Genomic DNA, 17,191 nt, shown 5'->3' with positions numbered 1-17,191 from the left:
TTCGTCGTGGCTTTTCCCCAAGGGTCACACCCGTTCCCATCCCGAACACGGCCGTTAAGACTTGGAGGGCCGATGATACTGCGCCGCACAGGCGTGGAAAAGTAGGTCGCTGCGACGTTAAAATCCCAACGGGCCACCCCAAAAAGGTGGCCCGTTCTCGTGTACCTGTTCCGCATCCGCGGGCCATTTGTCTGTCGCGCCGGATACACTGATGGTTCCGCGTGGAGGATCTGATGAACAAAGGTGTTTACACCTTCGGGGGAAACCGCAACGAAGGGGGCGCGACCATGCGCAACCTTCTCGGGGGCAAAGGGTGCAACCTGGCCGAGATGGCCGGGCTGGGCATTCCCGTGCCTCCGGGTTTTACGCTCACCACCGAACAGTGTGTCGCCTACTACACCAATGGCCGGCAGCTCGCCGAGGGGCTCAAGGCCGAAGTCCTCGATGCCTTGAAGTGGCTTGAGGGCGTGCGCGGTTGCGGGTTCGGAGCCGTCGACAATCCGCTGCTCCTCTCCGTCCGTTCCGGAGCCAGGGTCTCCATGCCCGGCATGATGGACACCGTTCTCAATCTCGGTCTCAATGACCGCACGGTGCTGGCCCTGGAGAAGGCCAGCGGGAATCCGCGCTTCGCCTGGGATTCCTACCGCCGCTTCATCACCATGTACAGCAACGTGGTGCTTGGCGTGGAGCACGCGCTCTTCGAGGCGGAGCTGGAGCGCGCGAAGGAGCGCCTCGGCAAGCATCTGGATACGGAACTGGCCGCCGATGACTGGAAGCTCCTCGTCGCGGCCTTCAAGGAGATCGTGCAGGAGGAGACCGGGCACGCCTTCCCGCAGGAGCCCATGGAACAGCTCTGGGGCGCCATCCGCGCCGTCTTCGAGAGCTGGAACACCGCCCGCGCCATTACGTACCGCCGCCTGCACCGCATTCCCGACGACTGGGGCACGGGCGTCAATGTGCAGAGCATGGTCTTCGGCAACATGGGCGACGATTGCGGCACCGGCGTGGCCTTCACGCGCGATCCCGCCACCGGCGAGAAGCTGTTCTACGGGGAGTACCTCATCAATGCCCAGGGCGAGGATGTGGTGGCGGGCATCCGCACACCCCAGCCCATCACCCGGGAGCAGGCCGAAGGCACGGGCCTGAAGAGCCTGGAAGAGGCCATGCCCGCTTCCTTCGCGGAACTGGACGCCACCTGCAAGCGCCTCGAGACCCACTTCAAGGACATGCAGGACATCGAGTTCACCATCGAGCGGGGGAAGCTCTACCTGCTGCAGACCCGCAACGGCAAGCGCACGGCCATGGCGGGCATCCGCATCGCCATCGACCTGGTGGACGAAGGCCTCATCGACAGCCACACCGCCCTGAAGCGCATCGATGCGGACAGCCTTTCCCAGCTGCTGGCACCGGTCTTCGATCCCAAGGAAAAGGACCGCCTGCGCAAGGAGGGCCAGCTGCTGACCAAGGGCCTGAACGCCGGTCCCGGCGCGGCCACCGGGCGGATCGCCCTCACCGCCGAGCAGGCCGAGCAGATGGCCCAGGAAGGGCCCGTGGTCCTGGTGCGGGTGGAGACGAGTCCCGAGGACATCTCGGGCATGGTGGCCTCCCAGGGCATTCTCACGGCGCGGGGCGGCATGACCAGCCACGCGGCTGTCGTGGCCCGCGGCATGGGCAAGCCCTGTGTCTGTGGCGCCTCCGCGGTCCAGATCGACGTGGCGAAGGGCCTGGTGAAGGTGGGCGAGCACACCCTGAAGGCGGGCCAGGACTGGATCTCCATGGATGGCTCCACGGGTGAGGTGTTCGCCGGGAAGCTCAGCGCCCACCCCTCGGAAGTGAACCAGGTGCTGGTGGACGGCCGCCTGAAGGCCGAGGACAGCGAGCTGTACCAGCGTTTCGCCAAGATCATGACCTGGAGCCACGAAGCCAAGCGCCTCAAGGTGCGCACCAATGCCGACACGCCTCATGATGCGGCCGTGGCCAGGGCCTTCGGTGCCCAGGGCATCGGCCTCTGCCGTACGGAGCACATGTTCTTCGAGGGCGACCGCATCATCGCCGTGCGCGAGATGATCCTCGCCACCGACACCGAGGGCCGCAAGAAGGCCCTGGCCAAGCTCCTGCCCATGCAGCGCGTGGACTTCGAGGGGCTGTTCACGGCCATGGACGGCCTGCCCGTCAACATCCGCCTGCTGGATCCGCCCCTGCACGAGTTCCTGCCCCAGGATGAGCCGGGCCAGCGGGAGATGGCCGAAGTGCTGGGAGTGGACCTGGGCACGGTAGAGCGCCGCGTCACGCAGCTCCACGAGTTCAACCCCATGATGGGCCACCGCGGTTGCCGTCTGGGCATCACCTTCCCCGAGATCATCCGCATGCAGGTCCGCGCCATCGCCGAGGCCGCGTTGAACGTGGCCGCCAAGGGGATCAAGGCCGTGCCCGAGATCATGGTGCCCCTCATCGGCACCGTGCGCGAGCTGACCTACACCAAGACCGAGATGCTCGACGAGATCGCCCAGGTGAACCAGGAGCGCGGGACCCAGTTCGCCTGCCCCATCGGCACCATGATCGAGATCCCCCGGGCCGCCCTCACCTCCGACAAGATCGCGGCGGAGGCGGAGTTCTTCAGCTTCGGCACCAACGACCTCACCCAGATGGGCTTCGGGTTCAGCCGTGACGACGCGGGCACCTTCCTGCCCGAATATGTGGGGAAGAAGATCCTGGAGGAGGACCCCTTCCAGAGCCTGGACCAGGAGGGCATCGGTGAGCTGGTCCGCATCTCCTGCGAGAAGGGCCGCGCGGTGCGCCCCGGCATCAAGCTGGGCGTCTGCGGCGAACACGGCGGTGATCCCCGGAGCGTGACCTTCTTCCACCAGGTCGGGCTCGATTACGTGAGCTGCAGTCCCTACCGCGTGCCCATCGCCACCCTGGCGGCCGCCCAGGCGGCGCTGGGCTAGGCCTTAGACGAATGCCACGGATTGCGTGGCGGACGTCACGATGTAGCACCGTTCGTTGTTGGACCGCGGGTCGGCCGGGAGCAGGAAGAAGCCCGGCCGGCCCGGCTGGTAGCCCTGCGTGGTGCCGACCAGCACCTCGCCATCCTTGAAGGTGACCTTGACCTTCCGGCCCGGTGCCGGGGCCTGGGGCGGGAATTCATTGGTCTTCCGGTGTTCGGGGTCGCCGTTCAGGCTGCGGACGAAGTACAGGGCCTTGAGGTCCGGGACTTTCACCTCCAGCGGCTTGGCATCGATGGGCCCGTTCGCCGAGATGTGGAAGAGGTTCTTCGCCGGCAGGAAGTCGTTGGTCTGTCCCTTGAGGGTGGTTCCGTCCAGGAACCGCGCCACCACTTGATTCATGGGAGCCTCCAGGCGAACGAATGTCGAATCCAACGGCCGATATGACTTGATGCCTTTAAATTACAAGTTATCGAATTCTGATGCAAGCCCCTGGGCCCGTAATTCCTCCGGGTGGGGGAACGCCAGGGAGGCCCCTCCCAGGAAAGGGTGGGGCGGACCCAGCGGGGAAGCACGGTAGAATCACTCTTTTCGGGCGAATCATGGCGAAGACCGCGACCAAAGCTCCATCCGAACAGCCCGAGATCATCTATTCGATGATGCGGGTCAGCAAGATCTACAACAACAAGCCTGTCATCAAGGACATATCGCTCAGCTACTTCTACGGGGCCAAGATCGGCGTTCTCGGCCTCAACGGCTCCGGCAAGAGCACGGTCCTGCGGATCATGGCGGGCGTGGACCAGGACTTCAACGGCGAGGCCGTGCTCAGCAAGGGCTACACCACCGGCATCCTGGACCAGGAGCCCAAGCTGGACGAGAGCAAGACCGTCCGCGAGATCGTCGAGGAAGGCGCCGCCGAGAAGGTGGGCTGGCTCAAGGACTACAACGCCATCAGCGACCAGTTCGCGGATCCCGATGCGGACATGGACGTGCTGCTGGGCATGCAGGCCGCCCTGCAGGAGAAGATCGACGCCCACGACTGCTGGGACCTGGACTCGCGGTTGGAACAGGCCATGGACGCCCTGCGCTGCCCCGACCCCGACACGAAGATCGGCGTGCTGTCCGGCGGCGAGCGGCGCCGCGTGGCCCTGTGCCGCCTGCTGCTCCAGGAGCCGGACATCCTGCTGCTGGACGAGCCCACCAACCATCTGGACGCCGAGACCGTGGCGTGGCTGGAAAAGCACCTCCAGGACTACAAGGGCACGGTCATCGCCGTCACCCACGACCGCTACTTCCTGGATAACGTGGCCGAGTGGATCCTCGAGCTGGACCGCGGCGAAGGCATCCCCTGGAAGGGCAACTACTCCAGCTGGCTGGAGCAGAAGCAGGGCCGCCTGGCCAAGGAGGAGAAGTCCGACCAGCGGCGGCAGAAGACCCTCGAGCGCGAACTGGAGTGGATCCGGATGTCGCCGAAGGGCCAGCACACCAAGAGCAAGGCCCGCATCGCCAACTACGAGCGACTGGCGGGCGAGGAAGGCCGCCAGAAGGAGCAGGAACTGGAGATCTACATCCCCAGCGGCCCCCGCCTGGGCGACCTGGTGGCCGAACTGGAGGGCGTGTCCAAGGCCTACGGCGACAAGGTGCTCTTCGAGAACCTCAGCTTCGCCATCCCGCGCGGCGGCATCCTGGGCGTCATCGGCCCCAACGGCGCCGGCAAGTCCACGCTGCTGCGCCTCCTCACGGGCCAGGAACAGCCGGATTCCGGCCGCATCCGCCTCGGGGAGACCGTGCGCATGGCCTATGTGGACCAGCTGCGGTCCGGGCTCAATCCGGACAAGAGCGTGTTCGAGGCCATCTCGGGCGGCTATGAGCAGATCGAACTGGGCGGCAAGCTCATCAACGCCCGCGCCTGGCTGAGCCGGTTCGGCTTCTCCGGCGACTCCCAGCAGAAGAAGGTGGCCGAACTCAGCGGCGGCCAGCAGAACCGCCTGAACCTGGCGCTGACGCTGAAGAGCGAATCCAACCTGCTGTTCTTCGACGAGCCCACCAACGACCTCGATGTGAACACCATGCGGGCGCTGGAGGAGGCCATCGAGTCCTTCGCCGGCAGCGCCGTGCTGGTGAGCCACGACCGCTGGTTCCTGGATCGGCTGGCCACCCACATCCTGGCCTTTGAGGGCGACTCCCAGGTGCAGTTCTTCGATGGGAACTACACCGAATACGAGCAGTACCGCAAGGATGTGCTGGGCCTGAAGCCCTTCGATCCCCACCGCATCAAGTACCGGAAGCTGACGCGATGACGGCCGAGGTCTCCGGGGCCCCCCGTCTGGCCCTGGCCACGGTGGCCGCGAGCCTGGTCCTCGGGGTGCCCGCCCTGTGGCTTGGTCTGGAGCAGGGCGCCGTGGCCCTCTGGGCCTTCGGCGGCGCCTGCCTCCTGCTGGGGCTGCCCTCGCTGGGGGCATGGCAGCGCGTCCGGGAGGGCTTCGGCAACCTCGGCCTGGAGCGGGAGCGCCTGATCCTTCGTGCGGCCAGCCACTTCCTGCGCCTCCTGGCCCTGGGCGTGGTCCTGACGGCCGTGGCCGCACTCATGAGTGACCGCACGCCCCAGGCCAGCCTCGCGGGCTTCGGTCTCGCCCTCCTGGCTCCGGGGGTCCTGGTGTCCCTCTGGTGGGCCAAGCGGGGCCTGGCCGGGATCCATCCCACCCTGGGCCTGGATGTCTCGCGGACCCGTGCCCTGCTGGAACTGGCCGTCCTGCTCCTGGCGAGTGTCCTCCTGGGCCGGTGGCTCCCCTGGGCCGATGCCGCCGTCGCCGTGCTCATGGGCCTGCGCCTGTTCCTCGCGGGGCAGGCGCTGGTGAAGGTCTCCGCCCTCCAGGCCGCCTCCTGCGGCAGCTGCGGAAGCTGCGGCTGCGGGTGATGAAGGCGCTCGAGCTGTTCTCGGGCCTGGGGGGCTGGCGCCTGGCCCTCGGGGACCGGGGCACGGTCCTGACCGCCTACGATGTGAGCGAAGCGGCCAACGCCACCTACGCGCTCAACCATGGTGATCTGCCGAAAGCCCGAGAACTGGCCACGGTCCCCCGGGCGGACCTGGCCTCCCACGGCGCGGACACCTGGCTCCTGAGCCCGCCCTGCCAGCCCTTCTGCCGCATGGGCAACCGCCATGGCCTGGAGGACCGCCGCTGCCGGGCCTTCCGGCATCTCATGGATCTCTTCGGCGAGGCGCCGCCGGACCGCCTGGTGCTGGAGAACGTCGAAGGCTTCCTGGGCTCGGATGCCCACGCGCTGCTGGCGGAGCGCCTCCAGGCCCATGGTCTGGACCGCCTGGACCTCCGGGCCTGCCCCAGCCGCTTCGGCCTGCCCAACCAGCGGCCCCGCGTCTTCATCGTGGCCTCCCGCCGGCCGCTGACCGCGCGCGCCCTGCCGGACCTGCCCCCCCGCCCCCTGGCGGACTTCCTGGACGCCGAGGAGGACGAAGGCCTCTACCTCCGGCCGGACATCCTCGCCCGTCATCGCCATGGCATGGATTTCGTCACGCCTGAGGACCGCCGCAGCACCTGCTTCATCGGGGGCTACGGCCAGCGCTTCGTGGGCGGTGGCTCCTTCCTGCGCACCGGGAAGGGCGTGCGCCGCTTCTCACCTTCGGAGGTGGCCCGGCTGCTGGGGCTGCCGGAGGGCTTCCGTTTTCCCCCAGAGATGTCACTGGAGGCCCGCTACCGGCTGCTCGGGAATGGCCTGTCCATCCCCGTCGCGGCGTGGGCCTTGGATCACTTGTAGACTCTGTCCATGCGCCTCCTGTTGTCCGCCTTCACTCCGGAACTCGGGCCCCTCGCCGAAGATCCGCCGCTCGGCTGGGAGACAGCCACCGTGGGCATCGGCGCCGTGACCGCCGCCGTCGCGACCGTGCGCCTGCTGGTGGAGCGGCAGCCGGAGGCCGTGCTCTTCCTGGGCACCTGCGGGCGCTACGACCAGCGGCTGGCCCTGTTCGAGTGCCTGTGCGCTTCCGAGGCCATCGCCATCTCCCTGGAGGAGCGGCGGGGCGGCGCCTACCGGCCTGGCCTCGAGCGCATCCGCTGGGCCTCCACGCTGCCCGGGCCCTTGCCGCGACACGCCGTGGCCGTGCCTCCCGCCATCACGAAGACCTCCGAAGGCGCGGCCCTGCTGGCCCCCGTGGCCCCGGCCGAGCACCTGGAACTCACGGGCGTCTTCGCCGCCTGCCACGCGGCCGGGGTGCCCTGCGGCGGTGCGCTGGTCGTGGTGAACGACGTGGGCCCCGAAGCCGCGGCCCAATGGAAGGCCAACCACGCCGAGGGCAGCCGGCGGCTGGTGGAGGCGCTCAGGGCCTCGGGTTTCTTCGAAGGGGCGTGAGCGTCACGGCCCCGTCGCCCGTGGTCACGCTCCAGCCGCCGGCCACGGCCAAGATCCGCACGCCGGCCGCGGGCCCGGTGATCCAGGTGGCGGCACCCGCCTGGCGCAGGGTGTCCAGGGTTTCCGGATGGGGATGCTCGAAGCGGTTGCGCAGGCCCGCGGGGATGACGGCCACTTCCGGCCTCAGCGCCGCGACCCAGGCCGGATCGCTGGCGTTGCGGCTGCCGTGATGCCCCACCTTCAGCAGACGATGGGGCGCGGCCCCCGGATCCCCGAGATCCATCAGATCCCGCTCCTGGATCGCCAGCGCGTCGCCCATGAGCCAGAGCTCGCGGTCCCGCCAGGTGACGCGCAGCACCGCGGACACCATGTTGGCGTCAGGCAGCGCGTAGGCACGGGCGGGCCAGCGCACGCTGAAGGCGGCTTCGCCGCGGGGCCAGGCGTCGCCACGCAGCAGGCCCGCGGGCTCCGCTCCCCCCGCGGGGCGGAAGGGCGCCCAGGGATCCTCGTCATCGGCCGTCACGGGCACGGAGGTCGAGGCCAGGGGCCAGATCCGCGCCAGCGTGGCCCAGCCTCCGGCGTGATCGCCATGGGCGTGGGTGAGCACAAGGTGCACGGGCTCCCGCACGCCCCGTCGGCTCAGCACCCGCGCCAGCCGCCGTCCGGTCCAGGGGCCGGGCCCGGTATCGATGAGGGTGGCGTCGCCGCCGGGCACGCGCAGCAGCAGGGCATCCCCCTGGCCGACGTCCACCGCCTCCAGCGTCAGGGTGCCTGGCGCACGGCCCACCCCATGGAAGGCGAGCAGGCCCAGGGAGGTGAGGACGAGACCCACGGTGAGGGCCCGGGTGCGCCGCAGCTGGCCCTGGAGGTGGGCCAGCGCCAGCCAGCCCAGGGTCAGCAGGAGCCAGGGCCAGATCCGGCCCGTGGCCAGGGGCGCGATGCCCGTGAGCGCGGGCACGAGGCGCTCGCCCATCCAGGTGAGGGCGGCTGCGGCGCCCTGCGTGAGCCCGGGCAGAGGGACGAGGATCAGCAGCAGGCAGAGGGGCGTGAGGAAGGCCACCAGGGGCAGCACGAGCAGGTTGGCGAGGATGCCCCACCACGGCGCGCCGCCGTGCAGCAGGGCGAGCAGGGGCAGCGTGGACAGCCAGGGCGCCGCCAGCCGGGCGAAGGGCAGGGCGAGGCGGCCCAGCAGGGGGGACAGCAGTCCCGCCAGGGGCTCTGCACCCCAGAGCAGGCCCAGCAGGGCCCACCAGGCCAGCAGGAAGCCCGGCTCCACGCCCGCGGCCGGATGGCCCAGCAGCCAGAGGAGCAGGGCCAGGTGCAGTCCCGCCACCGGCGGCAGCTTCCAGCCGCTGCTTCGTCCCACGGCCCAGGCCACGCCCATGAAGAGGCCCCGCCACACGGGCGCCGAGAAGCCCACCAGGGCCGAGTAGAGCAGCCCGGCGGCGATGGCGCCGGCCGCGGCCCCGCGCAGGCGCAAGCGGCGCAGGAGGGCCTCGATCGCGGCCATCACCAGGGTCACCTGGAGGCCTGACACCACGAGAATGTGGATCGTCCCGCTTTCGGCGAACACGCTGAAGTGGGCCTCGTCGGAAGGCGGAATGCCCAGGGCCAGGGCGCCCCAGAGATCCTTCGCGGTGGGTCCCAGAGGCAGGGCCTCGAAGCGGCGCCGGGCGAAGGCCTGGAGGCGCACCAGGGGGGAAGGGGCCGGCGGTCCGGTGGGCTCCATGAGCTGGGCCGAGGCCAGGTGGAGGCGGCGGGGGGCCTCGTCGCTGCGGGCCCGCCAGAGGGGGCGCTCCGCCAGGAAGATGGGCGCCGGCTGAACGGGTCTCAGCTCGGCGCGCAGGCGTACCGGTGTGCCCGGGAGGGGCGGGGCCTGCTCGCCGTCGGCGGGTACGGTGAGGGGCAGGGCGAGGCCGCGCAGGGAGGCTGGCGCGGACACCTCCAGGCGGCTCCTCAGGCGCTCGCCCTGGAGGGTCCAGGGAGCGTCGATCTTCCCTTCCAGAGCCTGGAAGCCGGTGGGCAGGGCCGTCTCCCAGCGGGCCTTCCGCGCCAGTCCCAGGAAGGTGAAGCCCGCCAGGCCCAGGGCCAGGGGCACCACGGCCCAACGCCGGCTCCGGATCAGGGGGAGGGTCAGGAGCCAGGTGGCGGCACCGAGGGCCACCCACCGCGTGGCGACCAGGCCGTCCCAGCGCTCGGGCAGCCACCAGGGCACGGCGCAGGCGGCGGCCATGGCCCAGGCCAGCGGCCAGAGCGAGGCCCCGGACAGGCGTTGCCACAAACTGGATCTGGAGAGCATGGGGGCAGTCTACCTGGGCTGTCCAAACCTTGACAGGGGGCTCTGGGCCAGGGACTCTGGCAGACATGAACCCGGCCCGGGCCCTGCTGGTGGACGACGACCCCACCATCCTCGAGGTGGTCGGCACCCTGCTGTCCCGCCATGGCCACGAAGTGGTGGGCACCGGCTCCGGGCGCCGCGGGGCCCAGTTCCTGCGGAATGAATTCTTCGACCTGGCGGTGGTGGACCTCATGCTGCCAGACCTGAACGGCCTGGATCTGGCCCGGGAGGCAGTGGCCAAGCCCGACACGGTGGTGGTGGTCCTGTCGGGATCCACTTCGGTGGAGACCGCGCTCCAGGCCATGCGCATGGGGATCTACGACTACGTGCCCAAGCCCTTCCGCACGGAGGAACTGGAGCACACCCTGCTGCGGGCCATCGAGAAGTCGCAGCTGAACCAGGAGAACAAGCGGCTCCGCGAGCAGATCGAGGGGCAGGCCAAGGGCCCCCAGATGGTGGGCTGCTCCGATGCCTGGCAGAAGCTGCAGGCCCTGCTCCGGCGGGTGGCGCCCTCGCCGTCCACGGTGTTGATCACGGGCCCCTCCGGGACCGGCAAGGAGCTGGCCGCCCGGGCCATCCACCAGTGGAGCACCCGGGCCCAGGGGCCCTTCGTGCCCATCCACTGCGGCGCCATCCCGGAGACGCTGCTCGAGGACGAGCTGTTCGGCCATGTGCGGGGCGCCTACACGGACGCGCGCACGGACCGTCCGGGCCGCTTCCAGCAGGCGGAGGGCGGCACCCTGTTCCTGGATGAGATCGGCACCATGCCCATGAGCCTGCAGGTGAAGCTGCTGCGGGTGATCCAGGAGCGCGAGTTCACGCCCCTGGGTTCCACCCGCACCCTGAAGGCGGACTTCCGGCTGGTGGCGGCGACGAACGAGGATCTCGGCAGCCTGGTCGAGCAGAAGCGGTTCCGGGAGGACCTGTTCTACCGCCTGAACGTGATCCCCGTGCAGATCCATCCCCTGCGGGAGCATCCCCAGGACATTCCCGTCCTGGTCGCCCACTTCCTCCGCAAGTTCGCCCGTGAATTGAACCTGCCCCTCAAGCAGGTGGAGCCCGCCGCCCTGCAGGCCATGGAAGCCTATGGCTGGCCCGGCAACGTGCGCGAGCTGGAGAACGCCGTGGAGCGGGCCATGGCCCTGGGCTCGGATCCGGACCGGCTGCTGCACCAGGATCTTCCGGCCTCGGTGGCGGGGCTCCTGCCTTCCCCGGCCTTTCCGCGGCTGCCTCCGAACCAGGACCTGGGCCGCTTCCTGGAGGATCTGGAGCGCCACCTGATGCTGGAATCGCTTCACGCCACTGGGTGGAACAAGAGCGAATCGGCCCGGCGCCTCGGCATGCGCCGCACCACCCTGCTGCACCGCCTCCGGGCCCTGGGCATCCCCCTGGATCCCCTCGATGGCGCCGTGGAACCCGCCCCCGCTGTGGAGCCCCCCCATGCATGATCCGAGAGGCCCGGTCCTGGGCCTGCTGCTGGCCTGCCTTCCGCTGATGGCCTGGTCGCCCAAGGTCCACGAGGCCCAGACCGCCAAGGCGGTCCGCCTCCTGCCCCGCGGCATGGCCGCCCTGCTGCGGGCCCATCCCCAGGCGCTGCTGGAGGGCGCCCGGGGCGTGGCCAACGACCAGCCGCCCACCGCGGAGCAGGTGGAAGCCCAGTTCCGCACGGTCCTCCGCCTCAGCGACGAGAACCGCCGGCCCGAGGACATCGTCCGTGACCTGGGGGTGCTGGCCCACATGGTCCAGCTGCTGACGGATCCCTCCGCCACGGAGGGCCTGAGCCCGCTCCGGGAAAGTTTCGAGGCCTATGCGGACCAGAACCTGGCCCACCTGCTGGTGACGCAGGAGCCCTACTGGGCCGCGACGGGCAGTCTGGATCCGGCCCCGGCCCTCCACCGCCTCCTGGCCATCAAGCAGGAGCGGAACCGCCGCCTGCGGGAGCACTTCGACGACAACACGGGCAACCGCATCGGCCCCTGGGATGACCTGTCCCTGCCCTTCGCCCAGCTGCAGCTGGCTTTTTCCAACGGGGTCTACGCCACGGCTAACCTGTGGATCCTGGCTTGGCGAGCGGCGGGTGACCAGTGGGACATTCCTTCCCAGCCGTGAGGCTCGGCCGGAGGATCCGTCCGGTCTCCGTTCTCTGCGCAGACTAGGCGAATCGCGACTTTCGGGCTATCGTTCCAACCATCCCTCTGGAGAAGTCATGGGCACCTACACCCGCCTCGGGTCCTACCTCCTGGCCTCCGAACTGGCCACTGATCCCTTCGGCTCCGTCCATCGGGCCGTGGTCATCACCGGCAGCAATTTCGACCGCCACATGCTGGTCCGGACCTTCTCGGAAGAGCTGGCCCAGGCAGGCATGAACACGCGCCTGACCGAAGCCGGCCGCGTGGTGCCCCTCCTGGGTGGCGCCCGCATCTTCGGCCTGGGCTACCGGCTGGAGACCGGCAAGACCCCCCACGTGGCGTGGGACTACGTGCCCGGCCGCAGCCTGGCCCAGCTCATCGAGAAGGCCAAGCAGGAACAGATCCCCTTCGGCGTGGACCACGCGCTGACGGTCATCCAGGGGGTGGCCCAGGCCATCGTCCAGATGCAGGCCAAGGGCGTCAGCCATGGCGTGCTGAGCCCCTACAGCGTATGGGTGAGCTTCGAGGGGGCCACGCAGGTCGTGGACGCGCCCTTCGCCGCCATCGCCAAGAGCCTGCTGGCCAAGACCCCCAATGCGAAGCGCAAGCTCGCCCCGTACCTCCAGGGGCCCGAAACCGACGCCCTCCAGCAGGACCTCTTCGCCCTGGGCGCCGTGCTCTACGAGCTGCTCACCTTCGAGAAGCTGCCGGTCGGCGGCGATCTCCAGGCCGCGCTGGACCAGGCCACCCTCAAGGCCGCCCAGGAGGAAGCGCCCCTGCCCGCGGAGATCCGCGCCTTCCTCGGCCGCCTGCTGCTGGGCCGCCAGCCCTTCGCCACCGTGGAGGCCTTCAGCACCGAGCTCGAGCGCGTCCTCTACGACGGCGAATACAGCCCCACGACCTTCAACATGGCCTTCTTCATGCACACGCTGTTCCGGGAGGAGAACGACCGGGACGCCACGTCCATGAAGGCCGAGCAGGGCGACAACTTCCTCGGCTACACCGCCGCCGGCGAGAGCCTGCGGAGCGGCGCCACCCGCGCCGAGCACATCGATGGCCACGCGGAGGAGCAGGTCAGCCAGAAGAACCGCACGGTCCTCATCGGCGGCGGCCTCGCCGCGGTGGTGATCCTGGGCCTGGGCTACATGTTCTTCGGGCGCCCCAAGGTGGACCCGGCGATCCAGGCGCAGCTGGTGGAGTTCCAGCGGATCAAGGCCGAGATGGAGCAGCAGAAGGCCGACCTCGACGCCAAGGCCCGGGCCGAGGCTGAGAAGACCGCCCAGCTCCAGAAGCAGCTCGGCGAGACCAAGTCCGCCGAGGAGAAGGCGAAGATCCAGAAGCAGCTCGAGGAGAACCAGCAGCGCAAGCAGGACCTCGAGCGGCAGCAGAAGGCCGCGGAACAGCGGCTGGCCGATCAGCGGCAGGCTGAGCAGCGGCTCGCCGAGCAGAAGCGGGCATCCGAAACCAAGGTCGCCGCGGCGCCGCCGGTGCAGGAGGCACCCAAGCCCCAGCCCATGCAGGAGGCTCCGCGCCAGGCCGTGCCCACGCCGGTGCCCACGCCCCAGTCCGCGGCCACTGCCCCCCAGCAGGGAAGCACCACCGCCAACGACCAGCCTGCCCGTGTGGTCAATCAGGTCGTGCCGATGTTCCCCCTCCGGGCCACCCAGATGCGGTGGGAGACGAACCTGGACCACTTCGTGCGCCTGAAGGTGTTCGTGGGTGAGCAGGGCCAGCCCCTGAAGGTGTCCGTGGTCGAGGGCGTGTCCGGAGCCTTCGGCTTCGACGAAGCGGCCATCGAGGCGGCGAACAAGTCCAGCTTCAGCCCGGCCATCCGGGACGGCCGGCCCGTGCGCGGCTGGACGCCCGAGATCGTCTACAAGTTCCCCAAGCGGAGGTAGCCGCTCGGACATCCCTGAAACGGGCCCTTCGGGGCCCGTTTCACGTCAGGGACTGCGCCGCCGCGTTCGCCAGGCGGTCCACCCGCTCGTTCTCCGCATGGCCCGCGTGGCCCTTCACCCAGCGGGCCTCCACATGGTGCCGCGCCAGCTGCGCGTCCAGGGCCTGCCACAGGTCCGCGTTGAGCACGGGCTTGCCGTCCGCCTTCTTCCAGCCGCGCCGCTTCCAGTCCTTCAGCCAGGAGGTGATGCCCTTCACCACATACTGGCTGTCGCTCTGGAGCAGCACCTGGCAGGGCTTGGTGAGCGCCTCCAGGCCGCGGATGGCGGCCGTCAGCTCCATGCGGTTGTTGGTGGTGTCCGCCTCGGGGCCCGAACCTTCCTTCTCCTGGATGCCGCCGGCGAGGTGCACCCGCAGCAGGTACCCCCAGCCACCCGGACCAGGGTTCCCCAGACACGCACCGTCGCAGTAGAGCTCGATCTTCATCCCACCAGAGTAGGCGAAGCGGCCGCCACGGTGGCCACGGCCTTGCGCAGCAGCTCCACGCCCAGGTCCAGGTCCTCCGTGCGGAGGTTCATGGCGGGACGGAAGCGCAGGCCCTTGAAGCCCGTGGAGAGGATCATCATGCCCAGCTCGTGGCCCTTGGCCACCACGGCGTTGCGCAGCTCCGGCGTGGCGATGTCCAGGGCGCAGAAGAGGCCGCGGCCGCGGGGATTCGCGGTGAGCTCGGGGAAGTCGCGGTGGATCTCCTGCAGGCCCTTGAGCAGGCGCTCGCCCTGCTTCACGCCGTGCTCCAGCAGGTTCTCCTCGCGGATGACGTCGATGATGCGCGTGCCGCGCACCATGTCCACCAGGTTGCCGCCCCAGGTGCTGTTGATGCGGCTGGGCACCTTGAAGACGCCCTCCACTTCATCGAGCCGCCGGCCCGCGGCGATGCCGCAGGTCTGGGCCTTCTTGCCGAAGGCGATGATGTCAGGCTGCACGTCGAACCACTGGTGGGCCCACCACTTGCCCGTGGCGCCAAAGCCCGTTTGCACTTCGTCGAAGATCAGCAGGAAATCGTGACGATCCGCCAGCATGCGGAGTTTCTTCAGGAATTCGCCCCGGAAGTGGTTGTCGCCGCCCTCGCCCTGGATGGGCTCGACGATGAGGCAGGCGATGTCATCCGGATCCTTGGCCACGGCAGCCTCGATGGCGGCGATGGACTCGGCTTCCGCCGCCTCGATCTGGGCCAGGTCCATGGGGAAGGTCAGCTTGGGGTTCGGCACCCGGGGCCAGGGGAACTTGGGGAAATACTGGTGTTTGCGGGGGTCGGCCGTGTTCGTGAGGCTCAGGGTGTAGCCGCTGCGGCCGTGGAAGGCCTCGCGGAAGTGGATGACCTGCGACCCCTTCTCGCCCTTGCCCGCCGCCAGGTTCTTGCGCACCTTCCAGTCGAAGGCGGCCTTGAGGGCGTTCTCCACCGCCAGGGCGCCGCCGTCGATCCAGAACAGGTGGGGCAGGTAGTCCGGCGCCGCGTGGGTGCCGAAGGCCTCCACCCACTCCGCGAAGGCCGTGGTGTAGATGTCCGAGTTGGCCGGCTTGTTGACGGCGATCTCGCCCAGGTGCTGGACGAATTCCGGCTCCCGCAGGCGGGGGTGGTTGTGGCCCAGGGGTGTGGTGGCGAAGAACGTGTAGAAATCCAGGTACTTGCGACCATCGCGGGCATCCACGATCCAGGAACCGTGGGATTTCTCCAGGTCCATGACCAGGTGGAACCCGTCCACCAGCATGTGGCGGCCCAGGGTGTCGAAGACGGTGTTCGGATCAACGTGCGGACTGGTCATGGCGGGCCCTCAAGGATGTCGTATTCAATGTATGGTTGGGTCTGGAGCGGAGAGAGGCACGCATGATTCCCTGGATATCGGTTCAGGAAGCCCCGTTGGACGGGATGGCTTTACGAAATGTCATGGAGGACCCCCATGCCGGGGCCCTCGTCCTCTTCGAAGGCCGGGCCCGGGACCACCATGAAGGCCGCCCTGTGCTGGAGCTGGCCTACGAGGCCTACGCTCCCATGGCGGAGAAGGAGCTGGGCCTCCTGCGCGAGAAGGCCATCGAGCGCTACGGCCTCACCCGTTGCGCCATCCACCACCGCATCGGCGTCGTGCCCCTCACCGAGGCCGCCGTCATCGTGGCCACCAGCAGCGCCCACCGCGCCGAGAGCTTCCAGGCCGCCGCCTGGATCATGGACGAGATCAAGCAGCGCGTGCCCATCTGGAAGCGCGAGCGCTACAAGGACGGGTCCGAGAGCTGGGTGGAGTGCACGCACCGGTTCCAGATGTAGCTTGTTTTTCGCTAAAAATTCGCCATACTTGGATCCCCCAGGAGGATCCGGTGCTGGCGATGTGGGTTCCCGAACTGCCGTTCCAGCTGGCCTGCGGGCGGGACGGGGCGCTGCGGGACCGGCCGCTCGCCTTCCTCAATCCCGAAAGCCCGCGTTCGCCCACCCTCTGGTTCGTGAACCGCCTGGGCCGGGCCGAGGGCCTGGGGCCCGGCCTGCCCCTGGACCAGGCCCTGCGGCGGGCCCCGGGCCTGCGGGTGCTGGACCCCTCGCCCCAGGTCTGGTGGGAAGCCCAGGCCGACCTGGGGGGCCTCCTCCAGCACTGGACGCCCCAGGGTCAGCTGGGCCGCCTGGGCGAAGCCCTGGTGGAGCTCCAGGGCACCCAGCGGCTCTTCGGGCCCCTGGCGGACACCGCCGAGCGCATCCGCCGGGAACTGGCCGAGCGCCACGGCTGGGCCAGCCATGGGGGTCTGTCTCTCAGTGCCACCGCCGCGCAGCTGGCCGCCCGGGCCGAACATGAGCTGGAGCGGGTGGGGGAGGGGGCCGAGGCCACCTTCCTGGCCCCCCAGCCCCTGCGCCGCCTGCCGGACCTGCCCCCGCGCCTGCACGACCGCTTCCACCGCCTGGGCCTGCGGGCCTTCGGCGACCTCCAGCCCGTGCCCCTGCCGGTGCTGGTGGAGTTGACGAACCCCAAGCTGGCGCCGGACCTGCGGGCCCGGGCGCGGGGCGAGGACCGGCCGCGCCTGCCCCTGCTCACCGAGCGCCCCGGCCACGCCCGCCACGGCTGGCGCCTCCAGCCCCCCCGCCTGCCCGAGGAGGTGGCCCTGGCCGCCCGCTGCCTGGACTGGCTCTGGTCCGATCCCCGCCATCCCCGCACGCTGGCCCTGCGCTGGTGGGATGTGGACGGCGAGCCCCACACCTGGCGGGCCTCGCCCGAGGACCTCCTGGCGCCGCCCCTGGTCCTGGCCCGCCGCCTCCAGCAGGCCTTCCTGGCCCTGGCCACCCGCCGCCTCCTCGTGCGCGAGGTGGAACTGCGCCTGGCCTGGGGCCTGGGCCGCGAGCGGGCCCTCTTCGAGGATCCCCGGAACGAGAAGCTCGAACGCCTTGAGCCCGTCCTCGCCCGGCTCCGCCGACGCTTCCCCGACCGCGCCGTCCTGCCGGGGTGGATGGGGCAGGTTTGTGTTGAAACAATCTAATATTA

The 17,191-nt window shown here is 69.6% G+C and carries 14 protein-coding genes and 1 rRNA gene; 11 read left to right on the top strand and 4 right to left on the bottom strand.

Annotated features, from left to right (window positions below; translation table 11 throughout):
• The first annotated feature begins 2 nt into the window (after nucleotides 1-2).
• Nucleotides 3-118 (top strand): 5S ribosomal RNA (rrf, locus tag MLE43_RS04745).
• Nucleotides 119-233: 115 nt separating this feature from the next.
• Nucleotides 234-2,948, top strand: coding sequence for a pyruvate, phosphate dikinase (ppdK, locus tag MLE43_RS04740; protein ID WP_243302316.1), 2,715 nt, complete (start codon nucleotides 234-236; stop codon nucleotides 2,946-2,948).
• Between the two features lie 3 nt (nucleotides 2,949-2,951).
• Here ppdK and MLE43_RS04735 read toward each other — a convergent pair whose 3' ends face one another.
• The gene (locus MLE43_RS04735; RefSeq protein WP_243302315.1) at nucleotides 2,952-3,347 is read right to left on the bottom strand and encodes a DUF6982 domain-containing protein; all 396 of its coding nucleotides are present in this window, start codon (nucleotides 3,345-3,347) and stop codon (nucleotides 2,952-2,954) included.
• Between the two features lie 200 nt (nucleotides 3,348-3,547).
• Here MLE43_RS04735 and ettA point away from each other — a divergent pair, with 200 nt between their 5' ends.
• From ettA to MLE43_RS04715, 4 genes are read left to right on the top strand one after another with little or no spacing between them, the layout of a single operon-like run.
• A complete protein-coding gene (gene ettA, locus MLE43_RS04730; protein ID WP_243302314.1) occupies nucleotides 3,548-5,245 on the top strand; it encodes an energy-dependent translational throttle protein EttA in 1,698 nt (565 codons plus the stop codon).
• A complete protein-coding gene (locus tag MLE43_RS04725; protein WP_243302313.1) occupies nucleotides 5,242-5,862 on the top strand; it encodes a hypothetical protein in 621 nt (206 codons plus the stop codon). The genes ettA and MLE43_RS04725 overlap by 4 nt, the downstream gene beginning before the upstream one ends.
• Nucleotides 5,862-6,719 carry a DNA cytosine methyltransferase gene (locus MLE43_RS04720; protein ID WP_243302312.1) on the top strand — a complete coding sequence of 286 codons (858 nt, stop codon included), beginning with the start codon at nucleotides 5,862-5,864 and terminating at the stop codon, nucleotides 6,717-6,719. Before MLE43_RS04725 ends, MLE43_RS04720 begins: the two co-directional genes overlap by 1 nt.
• Nucleotides 6,720-6,728: 9 nt before the next feature.
• Nucleotides 6,729-7,310: a phosphorylase family protein gene (locus tag MLE43_RS04715; RefSeq protein ID WP_243302311.1), complete on the top strand. Its 582-nt coding sequence runs from the start codon at nucleotides 6,729-6,731 to the stop codon at nucleotides 7,308-7,310.
• Here MLE43_RS04715 and MLE43_RS04710 read toward each other — a convergent pair.
• Nucleotides 7,279-9,591 (bottom strand): ComEC/Rec2 family competence protein, encoded by a 2,313-nt coding sequence (locus MLE43_RS04710; protein ID WP_243302310.1) that lies wholly within the window; start codon nucleotides 9,589-9,591, stop codon nucleotides 7,279-7,281. The two genes, MLE43_RS04715 and MLE43_RS04710, sit on opposite strands and share 32 nt — an antisense overlap.
• A gap of 83 nt (nucleotides 9,592-9,674) precedes the next feature.
• On the opposite strand from MLE43_RS04710, the gene MLE43_RS04705 reads away from it, so the two are divergent.
• The 3 genes from MLE43_RS04705 to MLE43_RS14770 all read left to right on the top strand — a co-directional run bounded on the left by MLE43_RS04705 (nucleotide 9,675) and on the right by MLE43_RS14770 (nucleotide 13,675).
• On the top strand, nucleotides 9,675-11,096 hold the full coding sequence (locus MLE43_RS04705; RefSeq protein WP_243302309.1) for a sigma-54-dependent transcriptional regulator: 1,422 nt from the start codon (nucleotides 9,675-9,677) through the stop codon (nucleotides 11,094-11,096).
• Complete coding sequence (locus tag MLE43_RS04700) at nucleotides 11,089-11,757, top strand: hypothetical protein (RefSeq protein ID WP_243302308.1); 669 nt, start codon at nucleotides 11,089-11,091, stop codon at nucleotides 11,755-11,757. The genes MLE43_RS04705 and MLE43_RS04700 overlap by 8 nt, the downstream gene beginning before the upstream one ends.
• Nucleotides 11,758-11,854: 97 nt before the next feature.
• Nucleotides 11,855-13,675, top strand: coding sequence for a TonB family protein (locus tag MLE43_RS14770; RefSeq protein WP_275976009.1), 1,821 nt, complete (start codon nucleotides 11,855-11,857; stop codon nucleotides 13,673-13,675).
• A 40-nt stretch (nucleotides 13,676-13,715) separates the two neighbouring features.
• On the opposite strand, the gene rnhA is transcribed toward MLE43_RS14770, so the two are convergent.
• Together rnhA and lat are read right to left on the bottom strand one after the other, a co-directional pair.
• Nucleotides 13,716-14,159, bottom strand: a complete 444-nt coding sequence (rnhA, locus tag MLE43_RS04690; RefSeq protein WP_243302307.1) for a ribonuclease HI — start codon at nucleotides 14,157-14,159, stop codon at nucleotides 13,716-13,718.
• Nucleotides 14,156-15,496 carry an L-lysine 6-transaminase gene (gene lat / locus MLE43_RS04685; protein ID WP_243302306.1) on the bottom strand — a complete coding sequence of 447 codons (1,341 nt, stop codon included), beginning with the start codon at nucleotides 15,494-15,496 and terminating at the stop codon, nucleotides 14,156-14,158. The genes rnhA and lat overlap by 4 nt, the downstream gene beginning before the upstream one ends.
• A 62-nt stretch (nucleotides 15,497-15,558) precedes the next feature.
• On the opposite strand from lat, the gene MLE43_RS04680 reads away from it, so the two are divergent.
• Nucleotides 15,559-15,993: a molybdenum cofactor biosynthesis protein MoaE gene (locus tag MLE43_RS04680; protein ID WP_275976008.1), complete on the top strand. Its 435-nt coding sequence runs from the start codon at nucleotides 15,559-15,561 to the stop codon at nucleotides 15,991-15,993.
• Between the two features lie 59 nt (nucleotides 15,994-16,052).
• On the top strand, nucleotides 16,053-17,186 hold the full coding sequence (locus MLE43_RS04675; protein WP_243302304.1) for a Y-family DNA polymerase: 1,134 nt from the start codon (nucleotides 16,053-16,055) through the stop codon (nucleotides 17,184-17,186).
• Nucleotides 17,187-17,191 lie beyond the last annotated feature (5 nt).

Source organism: Geothrix oryzisoli, assembly GCF_022808865.1.
Taxonomy (GTDB): Bacteria; Acidobacteriota; Holophagae; order Holophagales; family Holophagaceae; genus Geothrix; species Geothrix oryzisoli.
This window is presented reverse-complemented; position numbering and strand designations above follow the sequence as displayed.

Excerpts from the sequence above, each read along its gene's own strand:
- ppdK (WP_243302316.1), top strand. The coding sequence starts at position 234 with ATGAACAAAGGTGTTTACACCTTCGGGGGAAACCGCAACGAAGGGGGC.
- MLE43_RS04735 (WP_243302315.1), bottom strand. The coding sequence starts at position 3,347 with ATGAATCAAGTGGTGGCGCGGTTCCTGGACGGAACCACCCTCAAGGGA.
- ettA (WP_243302314.1), top strand. The coding sequence starts at position 3,548 with ATGGCGAAGACCGCGACCAAAGCTCCATCCGAACAGCCCGAGATCATC.
- MLE43_RS04725 (WP_243302313.1), top strand. The coding sequence starts at position 5,242 with ATGACGGCCGAGGTCTCCGGGGCCCCCCGTCTGGCCCTGGCCACGGTG.
- MLE43_RS04720 (WP_243302312.1), top strand. The coding sequence starts at position 5,862 with ATGAAGGCGCTCGAGCTGTTCTCGGGCCTGGGGGGCTGGCGCCTGGCC.
- MLE43_RS04715 (WP_243302311.1), top strand. The coding sequence starts at position 6,729 with ATGCGCCTCCTGTTGTCCGCCTTCACTCCGGAACTCGGGCCCCTCGCC.
- MLE43_RS04705 (WP_243302309.1), top strand. The coding sequence starts at position 9,675 with ATGAACCCGGCCCGGGCCCTGCTGGTGGACGACGACCCCACCATCCTC.
- MLE43_RS04700 (WP_243302308.1), top strand. The coding sequence starts at position 11,089 with ATGCATGATCCGAGAGGCCCGGTCCTGGGCCTGCTGCTGGCCTGCCTT.
- MLE43_RS14770 (WP_275976009.1), top strand. The coding sequence starts at position 11,855 with ATGGGCACCTACACCCGCCTCGGGTCCTACCTCCTGGCCTCCGAACTG.
- rnhA (WP_243302307.1), bottom strand. The coding sequence starts at position 14,159 with ATGAAGATCGAGCTCTACTGCGACGGTGCGTGTCTGGGGAACCCTGGT.
- lat (WP_243302306.1), bottom strand. The coding sequence starts at position 15,496 with ATGACCAGTCCGCACGTTGATCCGAACACCGTCTTCGACACCCTGGGC.
- MLE43_RS04680 (WP_275976008.1), top strand. The coding sequence starts at position 15,559 with ATGATTCCCTGGATATCGGTTCAGGAAGCCCCGTTGGACGGGATGGCT.
- MLE43_RS04675 (WP_243302304.1), top strand. The coding sequence starts at position 16,053 with ATGTGGGTTCCCGAACTGCCGTTCCAGCTGGCCTGCGGGCGGGACGGG.